Raw genomic sequence first — 17457 nt, forward strand, 5'->3', positions numbered from 1 at the left:
CAGGATCAGGGCAGCGCTGTTCTGCTGCAAGTGAAGTCATGGATGCAGCTTAAATTCTGGCAAACGCTGTCTTGACGGATGGGTCCACTTTACTGTACGGGCCCCGAAACGGGATTGGGATAAAAGTCAGGGTTCAACTTTTCCAAGGTCAGGAAAATTGAATCCGCCTTCCAGTCATTTCCAAAGTGGATGGGCTTTTCTGCATTCCTTCGAACGGCTTCATATTGTTGCTTGTTTGGAGCGATTGATGCGAAAGCAACCGCCTCCATGGCTTTTCGAATTTGCAAAGCTCCGGACTCTAAATCGATGACATTTCCAGTGCGGATGGATTGCTTAACGAAATCCTCGCTCGCCAACAGTCGTTTGAGTGCCTCGTCCATCTTTTCCAAATAGATTGCAGGAGCGTCCATGGCATTTTTTCTTATCTTCGGGTGGTGAAGAGTTTAGCAGATGTGACGATCTTCCTATTTTCAGTACCAGCAATTTTCGCGCCAAAAACCCTTCAAAAAATATTTTTCATTGTCCGTTATTGCGCGCTAACATCCGCTCGGATTCTGACTGAGCAAGGCCCTCGGCGTTTCATCGTACGTTATAGAACGGATCATGAACATCAACCGTTTCATGAATTTTCCATCACTCGACAAGCGATACCTATTGCCGCTCTATCAGCTGAAAATTGCATCGTTTGTTCACCACAAAAGGGAAAATAATGAAGTGGAAAGCTGGGAAATGGGTTGTGGCCGCAAGTACCTCGCTGCTTGCTTCGTGTGCTGTGCCAAGTCCAAATGGCGACGGCCATGCCTACGTTCACAAGACGCTGGACTCCATTGGGGGCTTTTTGGGCGGGGCATACAACGGTGCAGGGGGAAGTGCCCAGGGAGGAAAAATGGTGTCGATCAATGCCGCGAACATCATTATCGACGGACCGCATCCAAGCGACAGTCGCTGGCAAGGCAAGTTGATCAGTCAGACTTCGCTCTATCACTTCTTCGACTCTCATCCACGAGGTCCCGGTGAAAACTGGCCTCGGATTGCGATCCGTATCGACGACTACTCCGAAACTCTGGTCCCGGCCAACAGCGGGATCGAGATGCAGTACATGTCTCAGATGCCAGGGTCATCACAGCCGAATGTAGCTCGCCCAGTCGAGTGCATCAAGTTCACGGCTGTCATTTGGAAAACACAGAAGCAATCGGAGCGTATTGAGAACGTCGTTCACTGCAATGCAGACATTCGCATGAACGAAGCGACGCTTTCCGTGGGTGCTCTGACCAACTATGCATCTCTCATGTCGCCCGCCTCAGTGAGCTCTGGCCAAGTCCGCACTTTCGGCCCGAAATCCCCAAGCAAACTTCTGCCTGACTATACCCAGCAGGACAACCGTCTTTACACTACTGGCCGCTATCTATTCGGCTCACTCTTTACACAACTTGGCTATCGTGGTCCTCTGGACGGTGATCCCCGCTTGTGGTTTATCAACTTGGCTCAAAAGTCCAACTGATTTCCAGAGCTTTGATGCGTATTCTGCTCGCTGATGATCAGCCGATTTTACGGATGGGCCTAATGGCTCTACTCTGCCAGGTTGGGAAACATGTGGTCTTTCACGAGGCGGATACGCATCCCGACGTTTTATCAATAGCCACTCAGCACAGTCCGCATATCGCAGTCATGGATTTGTCCCTGAGCGGCATCTTCACGTTTGACCTGATCAAAAATCTAAGAAAGCATGCCCCTCGAACACCAGTTCTCGTTGTCTCTATGCAGGATGAAATGTTGTATGCCGAGCGGGCGTTAAAAGCCGGGGCACGTGGCTATGCGATGAAAAATTGGAGCAGCCAAACCTTGCTTCAAGCCGTCAGAGCCGTGTCGCAAGGAAAAATATGGGTCTCGGAGCAGTTTCAAAATCGAGTGATCGAGAAGATGATGACGGGCAGCGAAATAACTGCCCAGGGGATCTCTACACTATCTGATCGGGAGTTAATGGTGTTCAGAATGATCGGTTCGGGCTTAAAAAAATCTGACATCGCTCGTAAGCTCAATCTTTCCCCGAACACCGTCGAAACCTATCGGTCACATATCAAGCAAAAACTTGGGGTAGAAACAGGGGCAGAGCTGAGTCGGATTGCGTTTCTCCAACTCCAAGAGGAGCAATTGCCTCCTAATTACTCGGCCACGGCCTAGCATCCTGGCCCCACTCTTGGCTATCGCTCATCTGAGATAGGCGATCACAGATCTCGACATGAAGAAGAATTCCTCTTCCGAAGTTTTGGCACTGCCCTTTCCGTAGCCTATTTAGGCTCCTTTTTAAGGAGAGTAGAAAGAATCTCGGCTAACTTGTCCGGTGAGACTTTCCCCAGCGTCTTGTCGAGAACCTCATTCAAAGGAGTCACCGGCTCATTCTTACTGAGAGTTCGGACGGGATTTGCTCCGAAGTTCTCGATTGCATATTCTCTGAGCAAACGCAGCATCTCAGCATCCTCTCCCATCTCGGTTCTATATCCAACGAATGCATGGGCAGCGGCCTCCTTAAACGCATAGTCCTCCGTTAAACGAAGAACGTGACCATACTGGCGAGCAGCGAACCAAGTGAGCCAAACAAGAGGCCCCAAGACCAGGAATCGAACGAGTAAAAGAGCAAGACCTAGTGTATCGCCCGGAATGCCCCCAGCGGATTTCACAATATCAACAAACTGCATTCCCAAGAGATAGCCAAAAACGGCCAGCCCTCCGATTCCCACGATAAAAATATTTCTCCATCTATCTTGGGTTTCACCCAGAGCCTTCCTACGCTCTTGGAAAGACCTCGCCATTGCGACTTTACTGGCTCCTTCCAGGGTTGCATCGATAGACTCACGCTTCGCTTCAAATTCGGCAAAGAGCTTCTTCTGTGCCTCAATGGCCTCGCTCAATGTTGAAACGTATTGATCAACCTTTTCTTTTTCGGCCTTCGCCGCGACCGAACTGGCGGTCGCATTGGTTTCCGCTGTTTTTGCCTGCCGCTCCGACACATTGATTTTTTCAATCTGGTCTTGCAGAGCCGCTTCTTGGCTCTTGGCGTTCGCGACACTCCGATTGATTTGATCTTCGTAGCCGGTGGCTTTTGCGAACAGTGCCTCGATGGCATTTGCTTGCGTGATGATTTCTTGAATTCTTGGAAATTTCGCGAGATCGGCCTCGCTACCGCCATCCCTAAGAAGCCAAGGCAAAGAAGAGCGGATCGTCCACAGCAACGACATCAACGTTTGTGTGGTTTGGGCCAGCCAGTTCGGGCCATTTGAAACGGCGTTCAACATGTGCCCTTCGATATTCGCAACCGAGCTCATGATCGAAGGCAGATACACCGAAACTATCCCGGCATCCATTTCTTCTTGCCTAAAAAAGCGATCAAGTCCAGCGATATTGAAATCAAACCAAGAGGTGATCGCCGCCTTTGAAACCGTTCCCTGAGACGCTGGCACCTGATCCGGTAGGCTGTCGTACAGATCCATCCATTTCGCCTTCGCTTGGCGAAGTTGAGCGACCAAAACATTTTCTGTCATGTTCCCCTCTTCTTATTGTTCATCACGATTATCTACGAAGCTCAATCAGCCCATTTCTTCTTATTGGCAATGAAGCTCCCGAACTCTCCCTGATAACGCAAGCCGTGGAAATCGATTGGCCAAACCAAGGAATCCACTACATTTTTGAGGTCAGGAAGATCTCGTACATATCCTAAATGTACATCCATACCTTTCTCTGTGCCATGACCGACGACACGCGAAGCAAGCGTGGCTGAGATGCCGTTATTAGCTAATTGCGTAATGACGTTCACTCGGAATGAATGGAAAGACTTGTGATCATCGGTTTTCTTGATTTTTCGAGTCTTCAAATATTTAAGCAGTTCTTCGCTCAGCCGCTTCGAATAAGAGCCGTTCACAAAAGAACGGTGCGGGAATATCCGTTTGGCCCCTGCTTGACGAACTTCTTCCACGTAATCTAAGAAGCCGAGTTGAAGCAAAGCATCACATATCGGTACTTTGCGAATCCCATTTGCCGTTTTACTTTGGTACACATATATATAGTGAACACCGTTTTCGGCTTGGATCACATCCTCACAACGGATCTGAGCTACTTCACTAATCCGCATGCCGGTGTATATCCCGATTAGCGGTCCCCAATAAAGATCAGGAGCTTTCATCGCTGCCTTATAAGCCGATGGCTCAAATAGGACAGCCAATTCATCCTTGGCAAATGGCTCGTAAGATTCGGTTTTCTCTATACGCTCTTTCTTTGTAAGCACATAGAGCCCAGTAACCGGGTTGGAAGTGTGACGGGTATATGCTCCTTGGTTCAGGGCATATTTGAAGAAGTCAGTCAGCGTCATCAGTTTATTGTCGATGGTCTTACCCGCCTGTCCCGACTTCAACAGTGCTGACTTGTATGCCACGATATCTGCTTTATCGAGCTCATTCACCTGGGGATCGCTTCCCTTTAAACCGACTTCAATGAAGTCTTTGAAGTGATATTCCTTGGCATCGACCGTTCGGGCCGAGTTCTTCAAACGCCGTTCCACAATCCATTCGGCGGCGACTTTCGACACTTTGGGCGATTGGCGTTGTTGAGCCTGAGCAACGACCTCGGCGAGAATTTGCTGTTCAGCCTTCGCCCGTTGTTGGGTGGTCGTTGGCTCTTCCTGAGGAAGCACCGCTTCCATCTGCTTCAACGCATCCATGGCCCTGGCATGATCCTCGGGGCCATCGGCCTTGATCTTCGCCCCTCGAAATTCAATTTCGTACTTGTGAATGTCGTCCAAGTTGAAATTGAAATCCCCGATATCGGGGTTGTTTGACTTGTTGTTCATTGCCCGCCCCCGTTCAATGACTGCATTTAATTGCAAGGCAACAATATTAGCAGTGACGGGGCATTTCGTGCGAAGGCTGACCTTCCGGTCTTTGTCTTTGGTTTTGAGGCGGAAGTAATAGACGCCGCAACGATTGAGGTACAACCGAGGGGCTTTGATCTGGGGCATAGGTGGCTCACTGGGTGGCACACCGCCTGAAAAGCAAAAAACCGCTATCGGCCAACGCTGATAACGGTTTTCTGAGATTTGGTTGCGGGGGCAGGATTTGAACCTACGACCTTCGGGTTATGAGCCCGACGAGCTGCCAGACTGCTCCACCCCGCGTCTGAAGAACACAATTATAGGGCAGGTAAAATCGGAATGCAAACATTTTCTGCAATCTTTTTACAGTGATACACTCCTAACCGCATTGCAGCTTCCCGTCGCCATCCAGGACAGCGTCCCAACGCCCCCGTCGTCGCAGCAGGAAAATGCACCCCAGGCCCTTCCCTACTATATATAAAGACAGACACCTTCCGAGCCTCTATGAAATTCTGTTCCGAGTGCGGCCACACAGTCTCCCTGCAGATCCCTCCCGATGACACGCGGCTGCGCCATGTGTGCGGCAACTGCGGCGCAATCCATTATCAGAATCCAAAGATGGTGGTCGGCTCCATCCCCGTCTGGGAGCAGGATGGCCAAACCAAGGTCCTGCTGTGCAAGCGCGCCATCGAGCCGCGCCTCGGCTACTGGACGCTGCCAGCCGGTTTCATGGAAAACGCCGAAACCACAGAAGACGCCGCCCGCCGCGAAACCGAAGAGGAAGCCGGCGCGCGCATCGAGCTGCACGAACTGTTCTCCCTGGTCAACGTGCCCCACGTGCACCAGGTCCACCTCTTCTACCGCGCCACCTTGCTCGACCTCGACTACCAGGCCGGTGTCGAAAGCCTGGAAGTGGCCCTCTATACAGAAGACCAGATCCCCTGGCACGACATCGCCTTCCCCACGGTGGAATTCACCCTGCGCGCCTTCTTTGCCGATCTCAAGAACGTGCGCAGCGGTGAAGGCAGCTTCGCGCTGCACACCGAAGACATCCGCCGCCGCATGATCTGATCCGCAGGAGCACGCGGATGATCGCCTGGCTGGACCTCGATACGCCTTTCCCCGATGTCTCCCGCGCCCTGGCCGACCCGGCCGGGCTGCTGGCGGCAGGCGCCGACCTGTCGCCGCAGCGGCTGCTGGAAGCTTATCGCCACGGCATCTTCCCCTGGTTCTCCGAAGGCCAACCCATCCTCTGGTGGAGTACCGATCCGCGCATGGTCCTGCGCACCGATCACTTCGTGGTCTCCGACAGCCTCAAGAAAACCCTGCGCCGCATCGAACGCAGCCGCCACGGCGACGGTCTCTGGCAAGTCACCTTCGATACCGTCTTCGAACAGGTCATGCAAGGCTGCGCCGGTCCGCGCCGCCACGAACAGGGCACCTGGATCTCTCCCGAGATCATGGCCGGCTACACCGGCCTGCACCGCGCCGGCTACGCCCATTCCTCCGAAGTCTGGCTCAACGGCGAACTGGTCGGCGGGGCCTATGGCGTCTCGATCGGGCGCATGTTCTACGGCGAATCCATGTTCGCCCGCGTGAGCGATGCCTCCAAGGTGGCGCTGGCACACCTGGTGTTCTTCCTGCGCAGCCACGGCGTGGAGATGATCGACTGCCAGCAGGAAACCTCCCACCTGGCCTCGCTGGGCGCTCGGCCGATCGCCCGCAGCGACTTCCTGCACCACCTGCGCGCAGCCATCCAGTGGCCGCAGATCCGGGGCTGGGAACCGCTGAACCTGCTGGAGCACGGCATCCCGTCGGCGCGGCGCGACTGAGCCTGGCGCCGTTCTTCACTGCGGGCATCAAAATGGTGTAAATTGGAACCTGACTCCACGGACCGCACGGCGCGCCCGAGACCCTCGCCGCCGGCCTCCAGCAAGACAGGACAGGACGCACATGACGCATCTCAAAGACTTGCCGTTCTCCACGTTGCAGTTCTATGCAACCGCGCCCTACCCGTGCAGCTATCTCGATGACCAGCAAGCCCGCTCCCAGGTGGCCACCCCGTCGCATCTCATCAATGCGGATGTGTATTCTGAACTGGTCAAGACGGGCTTTCGGCGCAGCGGCATCTTCACTTACCGCCCCTATTGCGATGGCTGCACTGCCTGCACCCCGGTCCGCATCCGAGTGGCCGACTTCGAACGCAACCGCAGCCAGCGCCGCGCCTGGGAACGCAATCGCGGCCTGCAGACCCTGGTCACCAACCTGACCTACGCCCACGAGCATTACGAGCTCTACCTGCGCTACCAGTGCGCCCGCCACGCCGGCGGCGGCATGGACCAGGACAGCCGCGACCAGTACGCGCAGTTCCTGCTGCAGAGCAAGGTCAATACTCGCCTGGTGGAATTCCGCGAGCCTGACGGTACCCTGCGCATGGTCAGCATCATCGATGTGCTCAATGACGGTCTGTCCTCGGTCTACACTTTCTTCGATCCGGACCTGCCGACAGCCTCCTTCGGTACCTACAACATCCTCTGGCAGATCGAACAGGCGCGCCAGCTCGATATGCCCTACGTCTACCTCGGCTACTGGATCAAGGAAAGCCAGAAAATGGCCTACAAGACCAATTACCAGCCACTCGAAGCCCTGCATGAAGGTGAATGGCGCCTGCTGGAAGGCTGAAGCAAGCTTCAGCTGTGTGGCGCATCGTCTGCAAAAACAGGCGCAGTGGCATCAAATTTGCGACGACGACGGCGCCGAGGCGGGGAAGGATGGGCGGTGCGCGTTAGAATAGCGGCAGTTTTTTTGGCCCCCTTCCTTTCCTGATCGTCCCATCGTGTCCGACAAATTCCTCTACGCGCTCGCGCGTCCGCTGCTGTTTTCCCTGGAACCCGAAACTGCGCACCATCTGGTGCTGCCCGCCTTGCGCTGCGCTGCACGCTACAGCCTGACCGACTTCATCACCAAAAAGCCGGCCGCCGATCCGCGCACCGTCATGGGCATCACCTTCCCCAACCCGGTCGGCATGGCCGCCGGTCTGGACAAGGACGGCGCCTACATCGACGGCCTGGCCGCGCTGGGCTTCGGTTTCATCGAGGTCGGTACCGTCACGCCGCGTGCCCAGCCGGGCAATCCGCTGCCGCGCATGTTCCGGCTGCCGGCCGCCAATGCGGTGATCAACCGCATGGGCTTCAACAATGGCGGGGTGGATGCCTTCGTGACCAATGTGCAATCCTCGCGCTTCTACCAGGAGCGCCAGGGCGTGCTGGGCCTGAACATCGGCAAGAACGCCGATACCCCGATCGAACGCGCCGCCGAGGACTATGTGGCTTGCCTCGAAAAGGTCTACCCTTACGCCAGCTATGTGACGGTGAATATTTCTTCGCCCAACACCAAGAACCTGCGCCAGCTGCAGGGCGCCTCCGAACTGGATTCCCTGCTGTCGCAGCTCAAGACGGCCCAGCGCCGCCTGGCGGATCGTCACGGACGCTATGTGCCGGTCGTGCTCAAGATCGCGCCGGACATGGAGTTGGAACAGGTCAAGAACGTCGCCGACGCGCTGCTGCGCCACCAGATCGATGGCGTTATCGCCACCAACACCACCATCACCCGCGATGCCGTGCAGGGCTTGCCCCATGGCGAAGAGGCCGGCGGCCTGTCGGGCAAGCCGGTGCTGGAGCTGTCCAACCAGGTGATCCGCGGCCTGAAGGCTGAAGTGGGCGAAGCCTTGCCCATCATCGGCGTGGGCGGCATCTTCAGCGGTGCCGATGCGCAAGCCAAGATCGATGCCGGCGCCTCGCTGGTGCAGCTCTACACCGGCCTGATCTACCAGGGGCCGGCGCTGGTGCATGAGTGCGCCGAGGCATTGCGCGCAAGGCAGCTGCCTGCCGCCGCAGCGCATCACTGAGCTGCCACCACAGGCGCAAACGAAAACAGCAGGCCTGGTGCCTGCTGTTTCTCTTTGAAGCTGCGCCAGAACGGGCGCAAAGTGCGCTTACTCCTTGGACGACTCCTTCTTGAGGTTGAAGATCCGGCGCGCATTGGCGTCGGATTCGGATTTCTTCTCAAAATCGGTCTTTTCGCAACCGGCCAGCACAACGCCAACGACCAGCGTCAGCAACATGACGACGACACGCATGATTTCCCCCAGAAATTTCGGATAAGGCCCCGGCAAGCTGTGCTTCCCTCCCACAGGCAAGCCCACAGCGCCATGGTGTGTGCCCCGGCGGGCAGCACGACGGGCCGGCAGGCGCCATTTTATGCGCAAAAGATCACCTCACGATGACCATCTGTGAAAGTTTCCGCGCAAAACCGCCTGCCGTTCCCCTCTATAATGGCAGGCTTCCGGCGGCCCGGCCGTCGCCCTGCTTTGTGTCCATGTCCGTCAACACCATCGCCATCAATCGCCAGATGCGCCGTTTCGATGACCATGCCAGCGTCTGGCTGTTTGGTTACGGCTCCATCATCTTCAAGGCCGACTTCCCTTACCTGGAACGCCGGCCCGCCCACATCACCGGCTGGGCGCGACGCTTCTGGCAAGGCTCGCACGATCACCGCGGCACCGCCGAGGCACCGGGCCGGGTCGTGACCCTGGTGCCTGAAGCAGGAGCCGACTGCGCCGGCATGGCTTACCTGATTACGCCGGAAGTCTTCGCCCACCTGGATCACCGTGAAAAGAACGGTTACCTGCGGCTGGCCACGGCCATGCGCTTCGAGGACGGCGAGACCGCCGAAGGTCTCATCTACATCGCCGCCGAGGACAACGAGGCCTTCGCCGGCCCGGCCAGCGAACTGGAGATCGCGCGCCAGATCGCCGGCGCCGTCGGCCCCAGCGGGCGCAACAGCGAATACCTGCTCAAGCTGGCCCAGGCCCTGCGCGACCTGGGCGCCGAAGATAGCCACGTCTTCGCCATCGAACGGCACCTGCTGCAGCTGACCGGGCAGCCAGTCGTGCTATCGTCTGCCCCACGCCCCTGAGCCCAGCCTCACCTACTCCAACAAGGAAAAAGAACATGATCAAGACCATTGCCGTCGGCCTCACGCTCCTGATGACCCTGGCCGCCTGCACCACCCCGGTGGAGCGCACTTCCACCGGCGACATCCCCGCCGCACGCGTCTACATCAAGAGCATGACCGAGCAGGCTGCGGGCCTGTCGCAGATCACCTTCACCCGCGCCGCCGGACTGCTCAACAATGACATGCTGGAACTGGCCATCAACGATGTGGTGCTGGCCCAGATTGCCGGCGGCGAGCACCTGTCGATCTGGCTCAAGCCGGGTAGCTACGATTTCAGCATCAAGCGCGTCAGCAGCCTGGGCAGCAATGCCGGCCCGACCACCGACAAGTTGACCGTCCAGGTTGCCCAGGGCGGCCGCTACCAGGTCCAGGTCAGCACCGAATTGCGCGGGCTGACCCTGCAATTGGCCAAGTAAGCCCAATGCCCACGGCGCAACAAATGCGCCGCATTCCGTTGTTTTACACCACAGCCCCTGTCGTGCGGATGAAACACCGCGCGACAGGGGCTTGTTCATTGCGCTGGCGAGCAATGAAACAAGTCATTGATTTTAAATGACTTTTAAAAATAGAAGACCTTGCAGCCACCGTCAACCGCCACATTATTCACAAATCAGATAACTGGTATTGGGATTCAAAAGTGGAAGCGCGCCCGTGAAGCGAATATATTGCAATGCAACAGATCAATTTCTTCCTCACGGAGCTCACCATGAACATCGTCGCCGACATCCTCCCGTACACCCTGCTCATCGGCGCCATGGTCGCGCGCTATCTGATTTCGGTCAAGTAAGCAGTACCCTGGCCGGGCCCGCGCCAGCCTCCTCCAGGGGGCAGTGCGTTGCCACGGAGCAGTCTTGAAAAGCGGTGATTGTCGCGTTGCAACGCAGACAAGCCGCTTTTTCTTTTTGGTGCGCCGAGGGCAGGAAATGCATTTATTTGGTGCAAATTTGCACCATTATCATCCTCGATGATATCTCGTGCAGGGCGTGCTGCGACGAAAATCGACGACCGCCGAGGTAAATCCTGCTCTTCCCCCCTCACTTGCAAACCTGCTGCAGCGCATTACACTCGCAAGCTTTGCCAACGCAACGAAAGTGATGCATGAAGCGACTTGCCTCCCTCCTCGCCGCCTCCGCCCTGCTGCTGGCCGTGCAAGGCTGCGCCTGCGCGCCCGGCTTCGTCGGCTTTGACAGCCGCTGCCAGTTCACCAACGTTCCCAGCGGGCAACCCTGAATGAAGAAAAGCGCCGCACCGGGCCCCTCCGGGACCCCATGTCGGCGCTTTACATGCGTAATTCCACGTTAATTCCAGAATCTTTCTTCAGCTGGCGCCGGGCGTTTGCTCACTCCACCGCCGGCAACACCCGCAACCACTCCCGCAGGTCGTGCATGGCTTGCTCCCGCAAGCCCGCTTCTTCGTTGAAGATCTCGTGGTAAGCCGAGGCATACCAATGCAGCGTCTTGCGCTGGCCCGGCAGGGCCTCAAAGAACGCCCGGCTGCCGCGCGGCGCCACGAAGGCATCGTCGCCTGCCACCTGCAACAGTACCGGCCGGGTGAATTGTCCGGCATCGCGCGCCACCTGGTGCATGGCGTCGAGCATGAAGTTGAGCACGCGCGGGGCGATCTTGCCGTGATTCAGCGGATCGTCTCGGTACGCCCGCACCGCATGCGGATCATGCGAAATACGCTGGGCCGGCAAGGCAGTCGGCAGCGCCAGGCCGGGCGCCATGAAGGAGGACACCTTCAGCAGCCATTGCTGCCAGCCCGACAGATCCAGCGCCAGCGCAGGCGAGGACAAAGCCAGCGCCCGTACCGGACTGAAGCCGCCGGTAGCAAAGCGCGCGGCCACCAGGCCACCCATGCTGTGGCCGAACAAGATCGGGGTGCACTCGGTGCGGCGGCTGAAGTCATCGAAGCTCTGCTTCAGGTCGCGCAGCAGGTCGTCCGATTGGATGAGGCTGCCCTGCCGCCCGCCCGAATTGCCGTGACCGCGATGGTCGCAGATACGTACCGACAGTCCGGCCTGGTTGAACAGCTGTGCCAGGGCGCTGTAGCGTCCACCGTGCTCGCCCAGGCCATGCACCATCTGCACGGCCGAGGTGGCGCCGGGCAGCAGCCAGTCGCGGCAGAACAGGCGGGTGCCGTCGGCGGCGTCGATCCAGTGTTCCTGCGCGGTGAGGGGAAGTGTCATGGTTTCTTCACGAGAGAGGAATCGGCATCAGCCTGGCCCCGGGTGGCGCGCCAGGCCTTGCGCAAGCGCCGGCTCTGGCGCACTGCCAACTGCAGCGAGGCCGCCCAGGACAAGGGACGCGGATGCACCACCGCCCGCAATGCGCGGGCATAGTCCAGCACCATGCCGGGGGTCCAGGCCATGGTCACGGCACGTTTGCGGATCTGGCTGGCGACCCAGATCTCGGGGGTGAACATCATCCGCACCGCATTGAACCAGTGCCGGTCGCGAGCGCCGATGACGCCTTCCAGCGCCGCCTCCAGCGCATGGGCCACGGTACTGGAACAGTTGCGGTAGGTCAGGTTGTAGATTTCGGTCTGGCGGTAATGCTGCCAGAAGCGGTCCAGCGCGGCGCGCCGGTAATCGCGGAAAACGATCTTTTCCGTCGATTCGCACCAGGCTGCGGCTTCGCTGCGGTAGTCGCTCAGGTAGCGCCCTTTGACGTCGTTGTCGGCGGTGGCGCGCAAGAGGCGGGCGAACTGGTCCGGCGAGCGGTCGATTTCCTCGGCCGGATAAAGGCTGATGTACAAGTCGGGCTGGATCTCCAGCGCCGCATGGCCGGTCGAGATGACGCCCTGCATGTCGACGGCGGCGATGTAGCGGTCGATCACCGGTTGCCGCCGCGCCGGGCCCTTGGCGCTGCCGGCCGGCGTCCACACATGCACCGTCATGGGCGCCGCGGACGCGGAAGCCGGCGTAGGCATCGCCGGCGTGTCCAGCCGTGCTTGCAGGTCAGGCGCACCGTCATGCAGTCCGGCATCGAAGGGCCGGTCGTCGCCGCTGTTGCGCTCGGCCAGTATGGCGGCCGAGGCCTGCTGCGGCAGCATGCGGCTGCGCAGCGCCAGCCAGATCATGTTCCAGCCCCCAAACATCAGGCCCAGCCCCAGGCAATAGGGCAGCGTGCCCTTGTAATGCGTGGGATAAGGCTGGAAGAAGAAGACCGCCAGGGCAATCTGCACCAGGCCGCCCAACAACGCCATGCGCCAGCGCGGAAAGCGCACCACCAGGGCCGAGGTGATCTGCAGCGCGCCGCCAATGGTGAAGGCGATGCCAAAGAGCATGGCCAGCGCCATGTTGCTGGCCTGGTGCTGGGTGATGACCAGCACGGCAATGAGCAGGAACACACCGCCCTTGGCATAGCGCAAGGTCTTCTGGGCGCCCATGCCGCTGTTGGCCACCCACAGGGTCAGCAGGCTTTCCAGCAGAAGCAGGTAGCCGAACAGGGTGAGCGGAAAATTGAGCACGCCATCGAGCGCATCGATGACCAGCGAGACCCCGATGGTGCCCCAGGCCAGGCCGGCCACGGCCAGGGCATGCCAGTTGCGGCGAATGAAATCGGCGCCCAGCAATAACAAGACAAGTCGTATCACGGTATTCCCTGGGCTGCGCCCTTCCCTTTGCGATCCCGCATTCTGGGGGATTACGGGGCGCGAGGCAAATCGGCCGCCGGCAGGACTGGCTCCGGTCGGCGCAATGCCGCACAATGCCGGGCCGACCTCCTTGTTTGCTTGTCATGTCCATGTCCTTGCCGGTCTTGATCTCCGCCATCGCCAGCAGCCTGCTGCTGCCGCCCGTCTCGCCCTTGCTGCTCTACCTGGCCGGTGCCTGGCTGCGCCGCCGTGCGCCCCGCACCGGCCTGGCCCTGATGCTGCTGGGCGCTACGATCCTGCTGGTACTGAGCACGCGCATCGGCGCCCTGTGGCTAGTGCGGCCGCTGGAAGCGCAATACCCGCCGTTGGCCAGCCCGGGCCAAGCCCAGGCCATCGTCATCCTGGGCTCGGGCCGCATGGACCAGGCGCCGGAATACGGGGGCAGCGACGAATCGACGCCCCTGGGGATGAAGCGGCTGCAATATGCTGCCCATCTCGCCCGCCAGACCGGCTTGCCCATCCTGGTCACGGGCGGCAGTCCCGACGGCTCGCCGCAGAGCGAAGCGGCGGTGATGGCCCGCAACCTCCAGCGCGACTTCGGGGTCGCGGTACGCTGGCAGGAGACCCGCTCCGACACCACCGCCGAGAACGCCAGCTATTCGGCCGCCATGCTCCGGGCGGAGGGCGTCGAACGCATCCTGCTGGTTACCGACACCCTCCACATGCCGCGTGCCATGCGCGTCTTCACGCAGACAGGCTTGCAGGTACAGGCGGCGCCGACCCTGTTCCTGGACCGCGCCCGCCCGCGCCCCACCGATTACCTGCCGCGTGCCGGCAACCTCGACCTGGCCAGCTACGCCCTGCGTGAATGGATAGGCCAGTGCTGGTATCGGGTGCGCCACGCCTTGGGCCATTGAAAACGGCTGAGGGAGCACAAGCCAAGAGCAAAAATGCGCGCCCTTGCTCCTCCTGTTCCGCCAATCAGCGCCGCAAAGCAGAGGTAGAGTGACAAAGTCGCGCGCATTTCGTCAGCAAAAGCCCGTGAACAACACCTTGACCTAGTAGCAACAACAACGCTCACGCAAGGCGATGCACCCGGTCCGCCAGGCCAGGTGCCATCGTCCCGGCACAACGATGCCAGCGAGCACCTCTACAATATTGGGAGATACATCATGGGCCAGTTGTCCTTCAGCAAGAAACTGTGGCTGCCACTCGGTTTGAGCCTGGTCGCACTACTGGCGATTTCCGTCTTCAGCGCCTTCATGGTGCGTGACGTGCGGCTGGAAGAACGCAAGAACGACCTCACCAACATCGGCCAGACCGCCCTGTCCATGGTCAAGGCCTATGGCGCGCTGGCCGAAAGCGGCGCGCTGAGCAAGGAAGAGGCGCAAAAACGCGCCAAGGCCGCCATGAAAAGCCTGCGCTACGGCACCGATGGCTACTTCTCGATTTCCACCTCCGGCCAGATCATCGTCATGCACCCGATCAAACCGGAACTGGATGGCAAGGACCTCACCAACTTCAAGGATCCGGCCGGCAAGAACCTGTTCGTCGAGATCACCAAGGCCGGCAGCCAGCCCGGCGGCAGCTTTGTCAATTACCTCTGGCCCAAGGTCGGCGCGGCCGAACCGGTGCCCAAGACCTCCTTCGTGATCGCCTACCAGCCCTGGGACTGGAACCTGACCACCGGCGCCTACATGGATGACATCAACGCGGCCTTCATGCGCACCCTGACGCAGATGGCCATCCTCTTTGCCGTCGTGGCGGCAGCCTTGGGGGCACTGGTGATCGTGATCAACCGCGGCATCCTGCGCACCATCGGCGGTGACCCGGCCAAGGCAGCGGAAGTCGCCAACCGCATCGCCCAGGGCGACCTCACGCCCAACATCGAGACCGCACCAGGCGACCAGGGCAGCCTGCTCTTTGCGGTGCGCAGCATGCGTGATTCGCTCTTGAGCACCATCGCCAACATCAAGACCTCGGCCGACACCATCGCCACGGCCAGCCAGGAAATCGCCAGCGGCAACCTCGACCTGTCCGGCCGCACAGAACAGCAAGCCGGCTCCATCGAGGAGACCGCCTCGGCCATGGAAGAACTGACCGCCACCGTCAAGCAGAATGCCGACAACGCACGCCAGGCCAACCAACTGGCCGAATCGGCCTCCGAAGTGGCGATCCAGGGCGGCAGCGTGGTCAGCCAGGTGGTGCAGACCATGGAGGGGATTACCGACAGCTCGCGCAAGATTGCCGACATCATCGGCGTGATCGACGGCATCGCCTTCCAGACCAATATCCTGGCCCTGAACGCGGCGGTGGAAGCCGCCCGTGCCGGCGAACAGGGGCGCGGCTTTGCGGTGGTGGCCTCGGAAGTGCGTTCGCTGGCCCAGCGCTCGGCCTCGGCCGCCAAGGAAATCAAGACCCTCATCGATGATTCGGTAGCCAAGGTCGATACCGGCAGCAAACTGGTCGAACAGGCCGGCGCCACCATGACCGAGGTGGTGGCCAGCGTACGGCGTGTCACCGACATCGTCGGCGAGATCAGTTCGGCCAGCCAGGAACAGAGCGCCGGCATCGCTGAAGTCGGCCGCGCCATCACGCAGATGGATGAGGGCACGCAGCAGAACGCCGCGCTGGTGGAACAAGCCGCTGCAGCCGCCCAGTCGCTGCAGGATCAGGCCGCCACCCTGGCCGGCCTGGTCGGCCGCTTCCAGACCGATGGCAGCCAGCCGCGCACGGTTCATGCCAACCAGGCTGCCCCGGCCGCCTCCGCGAGCGCCAAACCTGCCGCACGACCGGCTGCGGCCGCCGCACCCCGCAAGCCGGCTGCGGCCCCGGCTGCGCGTGCAGTCATTGCTGCTCCCAAGGCCGCTCCCGCCAAGCCTGCCGCAGCGCCCAAGGCGGAGGCGACGACTGCCAAGCCAGCGGCCAAGCCCTCTCGCCTGCCTGCCGGAGAAGATGAAGGGGATTGGGAAACCTTCTGAGGAATCTGCTCACTGCACCACAAGCCCGCCTGTGTGCGGGCTTTTTTCATGGCGCAGCTGCGTAGTTCAGTCCAGCGCCGCCAGGTTTTCTCCGACCAGGCGGCCGATGAGGCCGCTGTCGGGTGCCACGGCAAGTGCGCGGGCGGTATCCTGCTTGCCGGTGGCAATGAGGCCCTGGTCGTGCGGGGCGATGGTGTATTCGCTGTGGCAGGCCGGGCAATACAGCGTATCGCCGACGGCGGCATGGCGCGGGCGCACCACCACCGGACCACAGGAAAGACAGCGCTGCAGCGGAATGCCTTCGTCACTGTGGCCGACGATGTGGGCCAGCTCCTCGTGGGCCTGCAGGCCGATGAAGAGGCGGCCCAGGTGCGCATCGAACTGCTTGCCCAGCTCGCCCTCGATGATCTCCATGGCGCGCCCGATGGGCATGCCGCTGCGATAGGGGCGCGTACTGGTCATGGCATCGAAGGCGTCGCAGATGCCAACGATGCGTGCGGCCAGGGGAATTTCCTCACCGCGGCGTCCGTAGGGATAGCCCCGGCCATCCGGGGTTTCGTGATGCAGCAGCACCGCGTCCTCGGCCAGGGCTGCCAGCGGATGGCCAGCCAGCATGCGGTGGCCGATCTCGGGATGGGTCTTGATGACGGCATATTCGGTGTCATCCAGGCGCGATTTCTTGCCCAGTACGGCATCGGGAATGCCGATCTTGCCCAGGTCATGCAGGAAGGCGCCGATGGTAATGCGGGCCACCTGTTCGGACGGCAGCCCTGCCGCCTCGGCCAGCAGGCGCGAGAGCCGCGCCACCCGCCACAGGTGTCCACCGGTGTAGGGGTCGCGGGCCTCCACGGCCCAGGCCAGCAGGAACAGGCTCATCAACAGCTGTTCGTCGCGCGCAGCCTGGCGCGCAGCGTAAAGTGGACCCCGAATTTGAGACACTGATTTAAGCTGTCGTCCTGGAAGGGATGACGAGAATGAGTGAAGCAAAGAAGAAGCGAAATA

18 protein-coding genes and 1 tRNA gene are annotated in these 17457 nt (G+C 59.9%); 11 read left to right on the top strand and 8 right to left on the bottom strand.

Annotation, left to right across the window (positions count from 1 at the left end; translation table 11 throughout):
- Positions 1 to 89: 89 nt before the first annotated feature.
- Positions 90 to 410: a hypothetical protein gene (locus CEJ45_RS24085; protein ID WP_088757507.1), complete on the bottom strand. Its 321-nt coding sequence runs from the start codon at positions 408 to 410 to the stop codon at positions 90 to 92.
- A gap of 299 nt (positions 411 to 709) precedes the next feature.
- Between CEJ45_RS24085 and CEJ45_RS24090 the strand changes: the two genes are divergently transcribed.
- On the top strand, positions 710 to 1501 hold the full coding sequence (locus tag CEJ45_RS24090; protein WP_141107058.1) for a hypothetical protein: 792 nt from the start codon (positions 710 to 712) through the stop codon (positions 1499 to 1501).
- Positions 1502 to 1515: 14 nt separating this feature from the next.
- Complete coding sequence (locus tag CEJ45_RS24095) at positions 1516 to 2181, top strand: response regulator (protein ID WP_088757509.1); 666 nt, start codon at positions 1516 to 1518, stop codon at positions 2179 to 2181.
- Between the two features lie 107 nt (positions 2182 to 2288).
- On the opposite strand, the gene CEJ45_RS24100 is transcribed toward CEJ45_RS24095, so the two are convergent.
- The 3 genes from CEJ45_RS24100 to CEJ45_RS24110 form a co-directional block, all read right to left on the bottom strand.
- Entirely contained in the window at positions 2289 to 3539 is a 1251-nt protein-coding gene (locus tag CEJ45_RS24100) for an SPFH domain-containing protein (protein ID WP_088757510.1), read from the bottom strand.
- 41 nt (positions 3540 to 3580) lie between these two features.
- Positions 3581 to 5008: a site-specific integrase gene (locus tag CEJ45_RS24105; protein ID WP_088757511.1), complete on the bottom strand. Its 1428-nt coding sequence runs from the start codon at positions 5006 to 5008 to the stop codon at positions 3581 to 3583.
- Between the two features lie 79 nt (positions 5009 to 5087).
- A tRNA-Met gene (locus CEJ45_RS24110) sits at positions 5088 to 5164 on the bottom strand.
- A gap of 201 nt (positions 5165 to 5365) precedes the next feature.
- Here CEJ45_RS24110 and CEJ45_RS24115 point away from each other — a divergent pair.
- From CEJ45_RS24115 to CEJ45_RS24130, 4 genes are all read left to right on the top strand, one after another.
- The gene (locus CEJ45_RS24115) at positions 5366 to 5932 is read left to right on the top strand and encodes an NUDIX hydrolase (RefSeq protein WP_088757512.1); all 567 of its coding nucleotides are present in this window, start codon (positions 5366 to 5368) and stop codon (positions 5930 to 5932) included.
- A gap of 17 nt (positions 5933 to 5949) precedes the next feature.
- Entirely contained in the window at positions 5950 to 6693 is a 744-nt protein-coding gene (gene aat, locus CEJ45_RS24120; protein WP_088757513.1) for a leucyl/phenylalanyl-tRNA--protein transferase, read from the top strand.
- A 121-nt stretch (positions 6694 to 6814) separates the two neighbouring features.
- Positions 6815 to 7543, top strand: a complete 729-nt coding sequence (locus CEJ45_RS24125; RefSeq protein ID WP_088757514.1) for an arginyltransferase — start codon at positions 6815 to 6817, stop codon at positions 7541 to 7543.
- Between the two features lie 154 nt (positions 7544 to 7697).
- Positions 7698 to 8768 carry a quinone-dependent dihydroorotate dehydrogenase gene (locus tag CEJ45_RS24130; protein WP_088757515.1) on the top strand — a complete coding sequence of 357 codons (1071 nt, stop codon included), beginning with the start codon at positions 7698 to 7700 and terminating at the stop codon, positions 8766 to 8768.
- 87 nt (positions 8769 to 8855) lie between these two features.
- On the opposite strand, the gene CEJ45_RS24870 is transcribed toward CEJ45_RS24130, so the two are convergent.
- On the bottom strand, positions 8856 to 8999 hold the full coding sequence (locus CEJ45_RS24870) for a hypothetical protein (RefSeq protein ID WP_154135329.1): 144 nt from the start codon (positions 8997 to 8999) through the stop codon (positions 8856 to 8858).
- A gap of 239 nt (positions 9000 to 9238) precedes the next feature.
- Here CEJ45_RS24870 and CEJ45_RS24135 point away from each other — a divergent pair, with 239 nt between their 5' ends.
- From CEJ45_RS24135 to CEJ45_RS25330, 3 genes are all read left to right on the top strand, one after another.
- Positions 9239 to 9838 (top strand): gamma-glutamylcyclotransferase, encoded by a 600-nt coding sequence (locus tag CEJ45_RS24135; protein WP_088757516.1) that lies wholly within the window; start codon positions 9239 to 9241, stop codon positions 9836 to 9838.
- Between the two features lie 35 nt (positions 9839 to 9873).
- Positions 9874 to 10293: an NAD-GH domain containing protein gene (locus CEJ45_RS24140; RefSeq protein ID WP_088757517.1), complete on the top strand. Its 420-nt coding sequence runs from the start codon at positions 9874 to 9876 to the stop codon at positions 10291 to 10293.
- A 682-nt stretch (positions 10294 to 10975) separates the two neighbouring features.
- A complete protein-coding gene (locus CEJ45_RS25330; protein WP_255475342.1) occupies positions 10976 to 11107 on the top strand; it encodes a hypothetical protein in 132 nt (43 codons plus the stop codon).
- A gap of 109 nt (positions 11108 to 11216) precedes the next feature.
- Here the strand turns inward: CEJ45_RS25330 and CEJ45_RS24145 are convergent, their stop codons facing one another.
- Together CEJ45_RS24145 and CEJ45_RS24150 are read right to left on the bottom strand one after the other, a co-directional pair.
- Complete coding sequence (locus tag CEJ45_RS24145) at positions 11217 to 12065, bottom strand: alpha/beta hydrolase (protein WP_088757518.1); 849 nt, start codon at positions 12063 to 12065, stop codon at positions 11217 to 11219.
- Positions 12062 to 13474 (bottom strand): HdeD family acid-resistance protein, encoded by a 1413-nt coding sequence (locus CEJ45_RS24150; protein WP_241517423.1) that lies wholly within the window; start codon positions 13472 to 13474, stop codon positions 12062 to 12064. Before CEJ45_RS24150 ends, CEJ45_RS24145 begins: the two co-directional genes overlap by 4 nt.
- A gap of 143 nt (positions 13475 to 13617) precedes the next feature.
- On the opposite strand from CEJ45_RS24150, the gene CEJ45_RS24155 reads away from it, so the two are divergent.
- Both CEJ45_RS24155 and CEJ45_RS24160 read left to right on the top strand, forming a co-directional pair.
- The gene (locus tag CEJ45_RS24155; RefSeq protein ID WP_420913322.1) at positions 13618 to 14391 is read left to right on the top strand and encodes a YdcF family protein; all 774 of its coding nucleotides are present in this window, start codon (positions 13618 to 13620) and stop codon (positions 14389 to 14391) included.
- Positions 14392 to 14646: 255 nt separating this feature from the next.
- Positions 14647 to 16455: a methyl-accepting chemotaxis protein gene (locus CEJ45_RS24160; protein ID WP_088757520.1), complete on the top strand. Its 1809-nt coding sequence runs from the start codon at positions 14647 to 14649 to the stop codon at positions 16453 to 16455.
- 66 nt (positions 16456 to 16521) lie between these two features.
- Here the strand turns inward: CEJ45_RS24160 and CEJ45_RS24165 are convergent, their stop codons facing one another.
- Positions 16522 to 17331 (bottom strand): HD-GYP domain-containing protein, encoded by an 810-nt coding sequence (locus CEJ45_RS24165; protein ID WP_088757521.1) that lies wholly within the window; start codon positions 17329 to 17331, stop codon positions 16522 to 16524.
- Positions 17332 to 17457: the final 126 nt, after the last annotated feature.

The sequence above is a fragment of the Herbaspirillum aquaticum genome, assembly GCF_002213425.1.
Lineage (GTDB): Bacteria > Pseudomonadota > Gammaproteobacteria > Burkholderiales > Burkholderiaceae_D > Herbaspirillum > Herbaspirillum aquaticum.

Excerpts from the sequence above, each read along its gene's own strand:
- CEJ45_RS24085 (WP_088757507.1), bottom strand. The coding sequence starts at position 410 with ATGGACGCTCCTGCAATCTATTTGGAAAAGATGGACGAGGCACTCAAA.
- CEJ45_RS24100 (WP_088757510.1), bottom strand. The coding sequence starts at position 3,539 with ATGACAGAAAATGTTTTGGTCGCTCAACTTCGCCAAGCGAAGGCGAAA.
- CEJ45_RS24160 (WP_088757520.1), top strand. The coding sequence starts at position 14,647 with ATGGGCCAGTTGTCCTTCAGCAAGAAACTGTGGCTGCCACTCGGTTTG.
- CEJ45_RS24125 (WP_088757514.1), top strand. The coding sequence starts at position 6,815 with ATGACGCATCTCAAAGACTTGCCGTTCTCCACGTTGCAGTTCTATGCA.
- CEJ45_RS24090 (WP_141107058.1), top strand. The coding sequence starts at position 710 with ATGAAGTGGAAAGCTGGGAAATGGGTTGTGGCCGCAAGTACCTCGCTG.
- CEJ45_RS25330 (WP_255475342.1), top strand. The coding sequence starts at position 10,976 with ATGAAGCGACTTGCCTCCCTCCTCGCCGCCTCCGCCCTGCTGCTGGCC.
- CEJ45_RS24145 (WP_088757518.1), bottom strand. The coding sequence starts at position 12,065 with ATGACACTTCCCCTCACCGCGCAGGAACACTGGATCGACGCCGCCGAC.
- CEJ45_RS24165 (WP_088757521.1), bottom strand. The coding sequence starts at position 17,331 with ATGAGCCTGTTCCTGCTGGCCTGGGCCGTGGAGGCCCGCGACCCCTAC.
- CEJ45_RS24155 (WP_420913322.1), top strand. The coding sequence starts at position 13,618 with ATGTCCATGTCCTTGCCGGTCTTGATCTCCGCCATCGCCAGCAGCCTG.
- aat (WP_088757513.1), top strand. The coding sequence starts at position 5,950 with ATGATCGCCTGGCTGGACCTCGATACGCCTTTCCCCGATGTCTCCCGC.
- CEJ45_RS24115 (WP_088757512.1), top strand. The coding sequence starts at position 5,366 with ATGAAATTCTGTTCCGAGTGCGGCCACACAGTCTCCCTGCAGATCCCT.
- CEJ45_RS24135 (WP_088757516.1), top strand. The coding sequence starts at position 9,239 with ATGTCCGTCAACACCATCGCCATCAATCGCCAGATGCGCCGTTTCGAT.
- CEJ45_RS24105 (WP_088757511.1), bottom strand. The coding sequence starts at position 5,008 with ATGCCCCAGATCAAAGCCCCTCGGTTGTACCTCAATCGTTGCGGCGTC.
- CEJ45_RS24095 (WP_088757509.1), top strand. The coding sequence starts at position 1,516 with ATGCGTATTCTGCTCGCTGATGATCAGCCGATTTTACGGATGGGCCTA.
- CEJ45_RS24140 (WP_088757517.1), top strand. The coding sequence starts at position 9,874 with ATGATCAAGACCATTGCCGTCGGCCTCACGCTCCTGATGACCCTGGCC.
- CEJ45_RS24870 (WP_154135329.1), bottom strand. The coding sequence starts at position 8,999 with ATGCGTGTCGTCGTCATGTTGCTGACGCTGGTCGTTGGCGTTGTGCTG.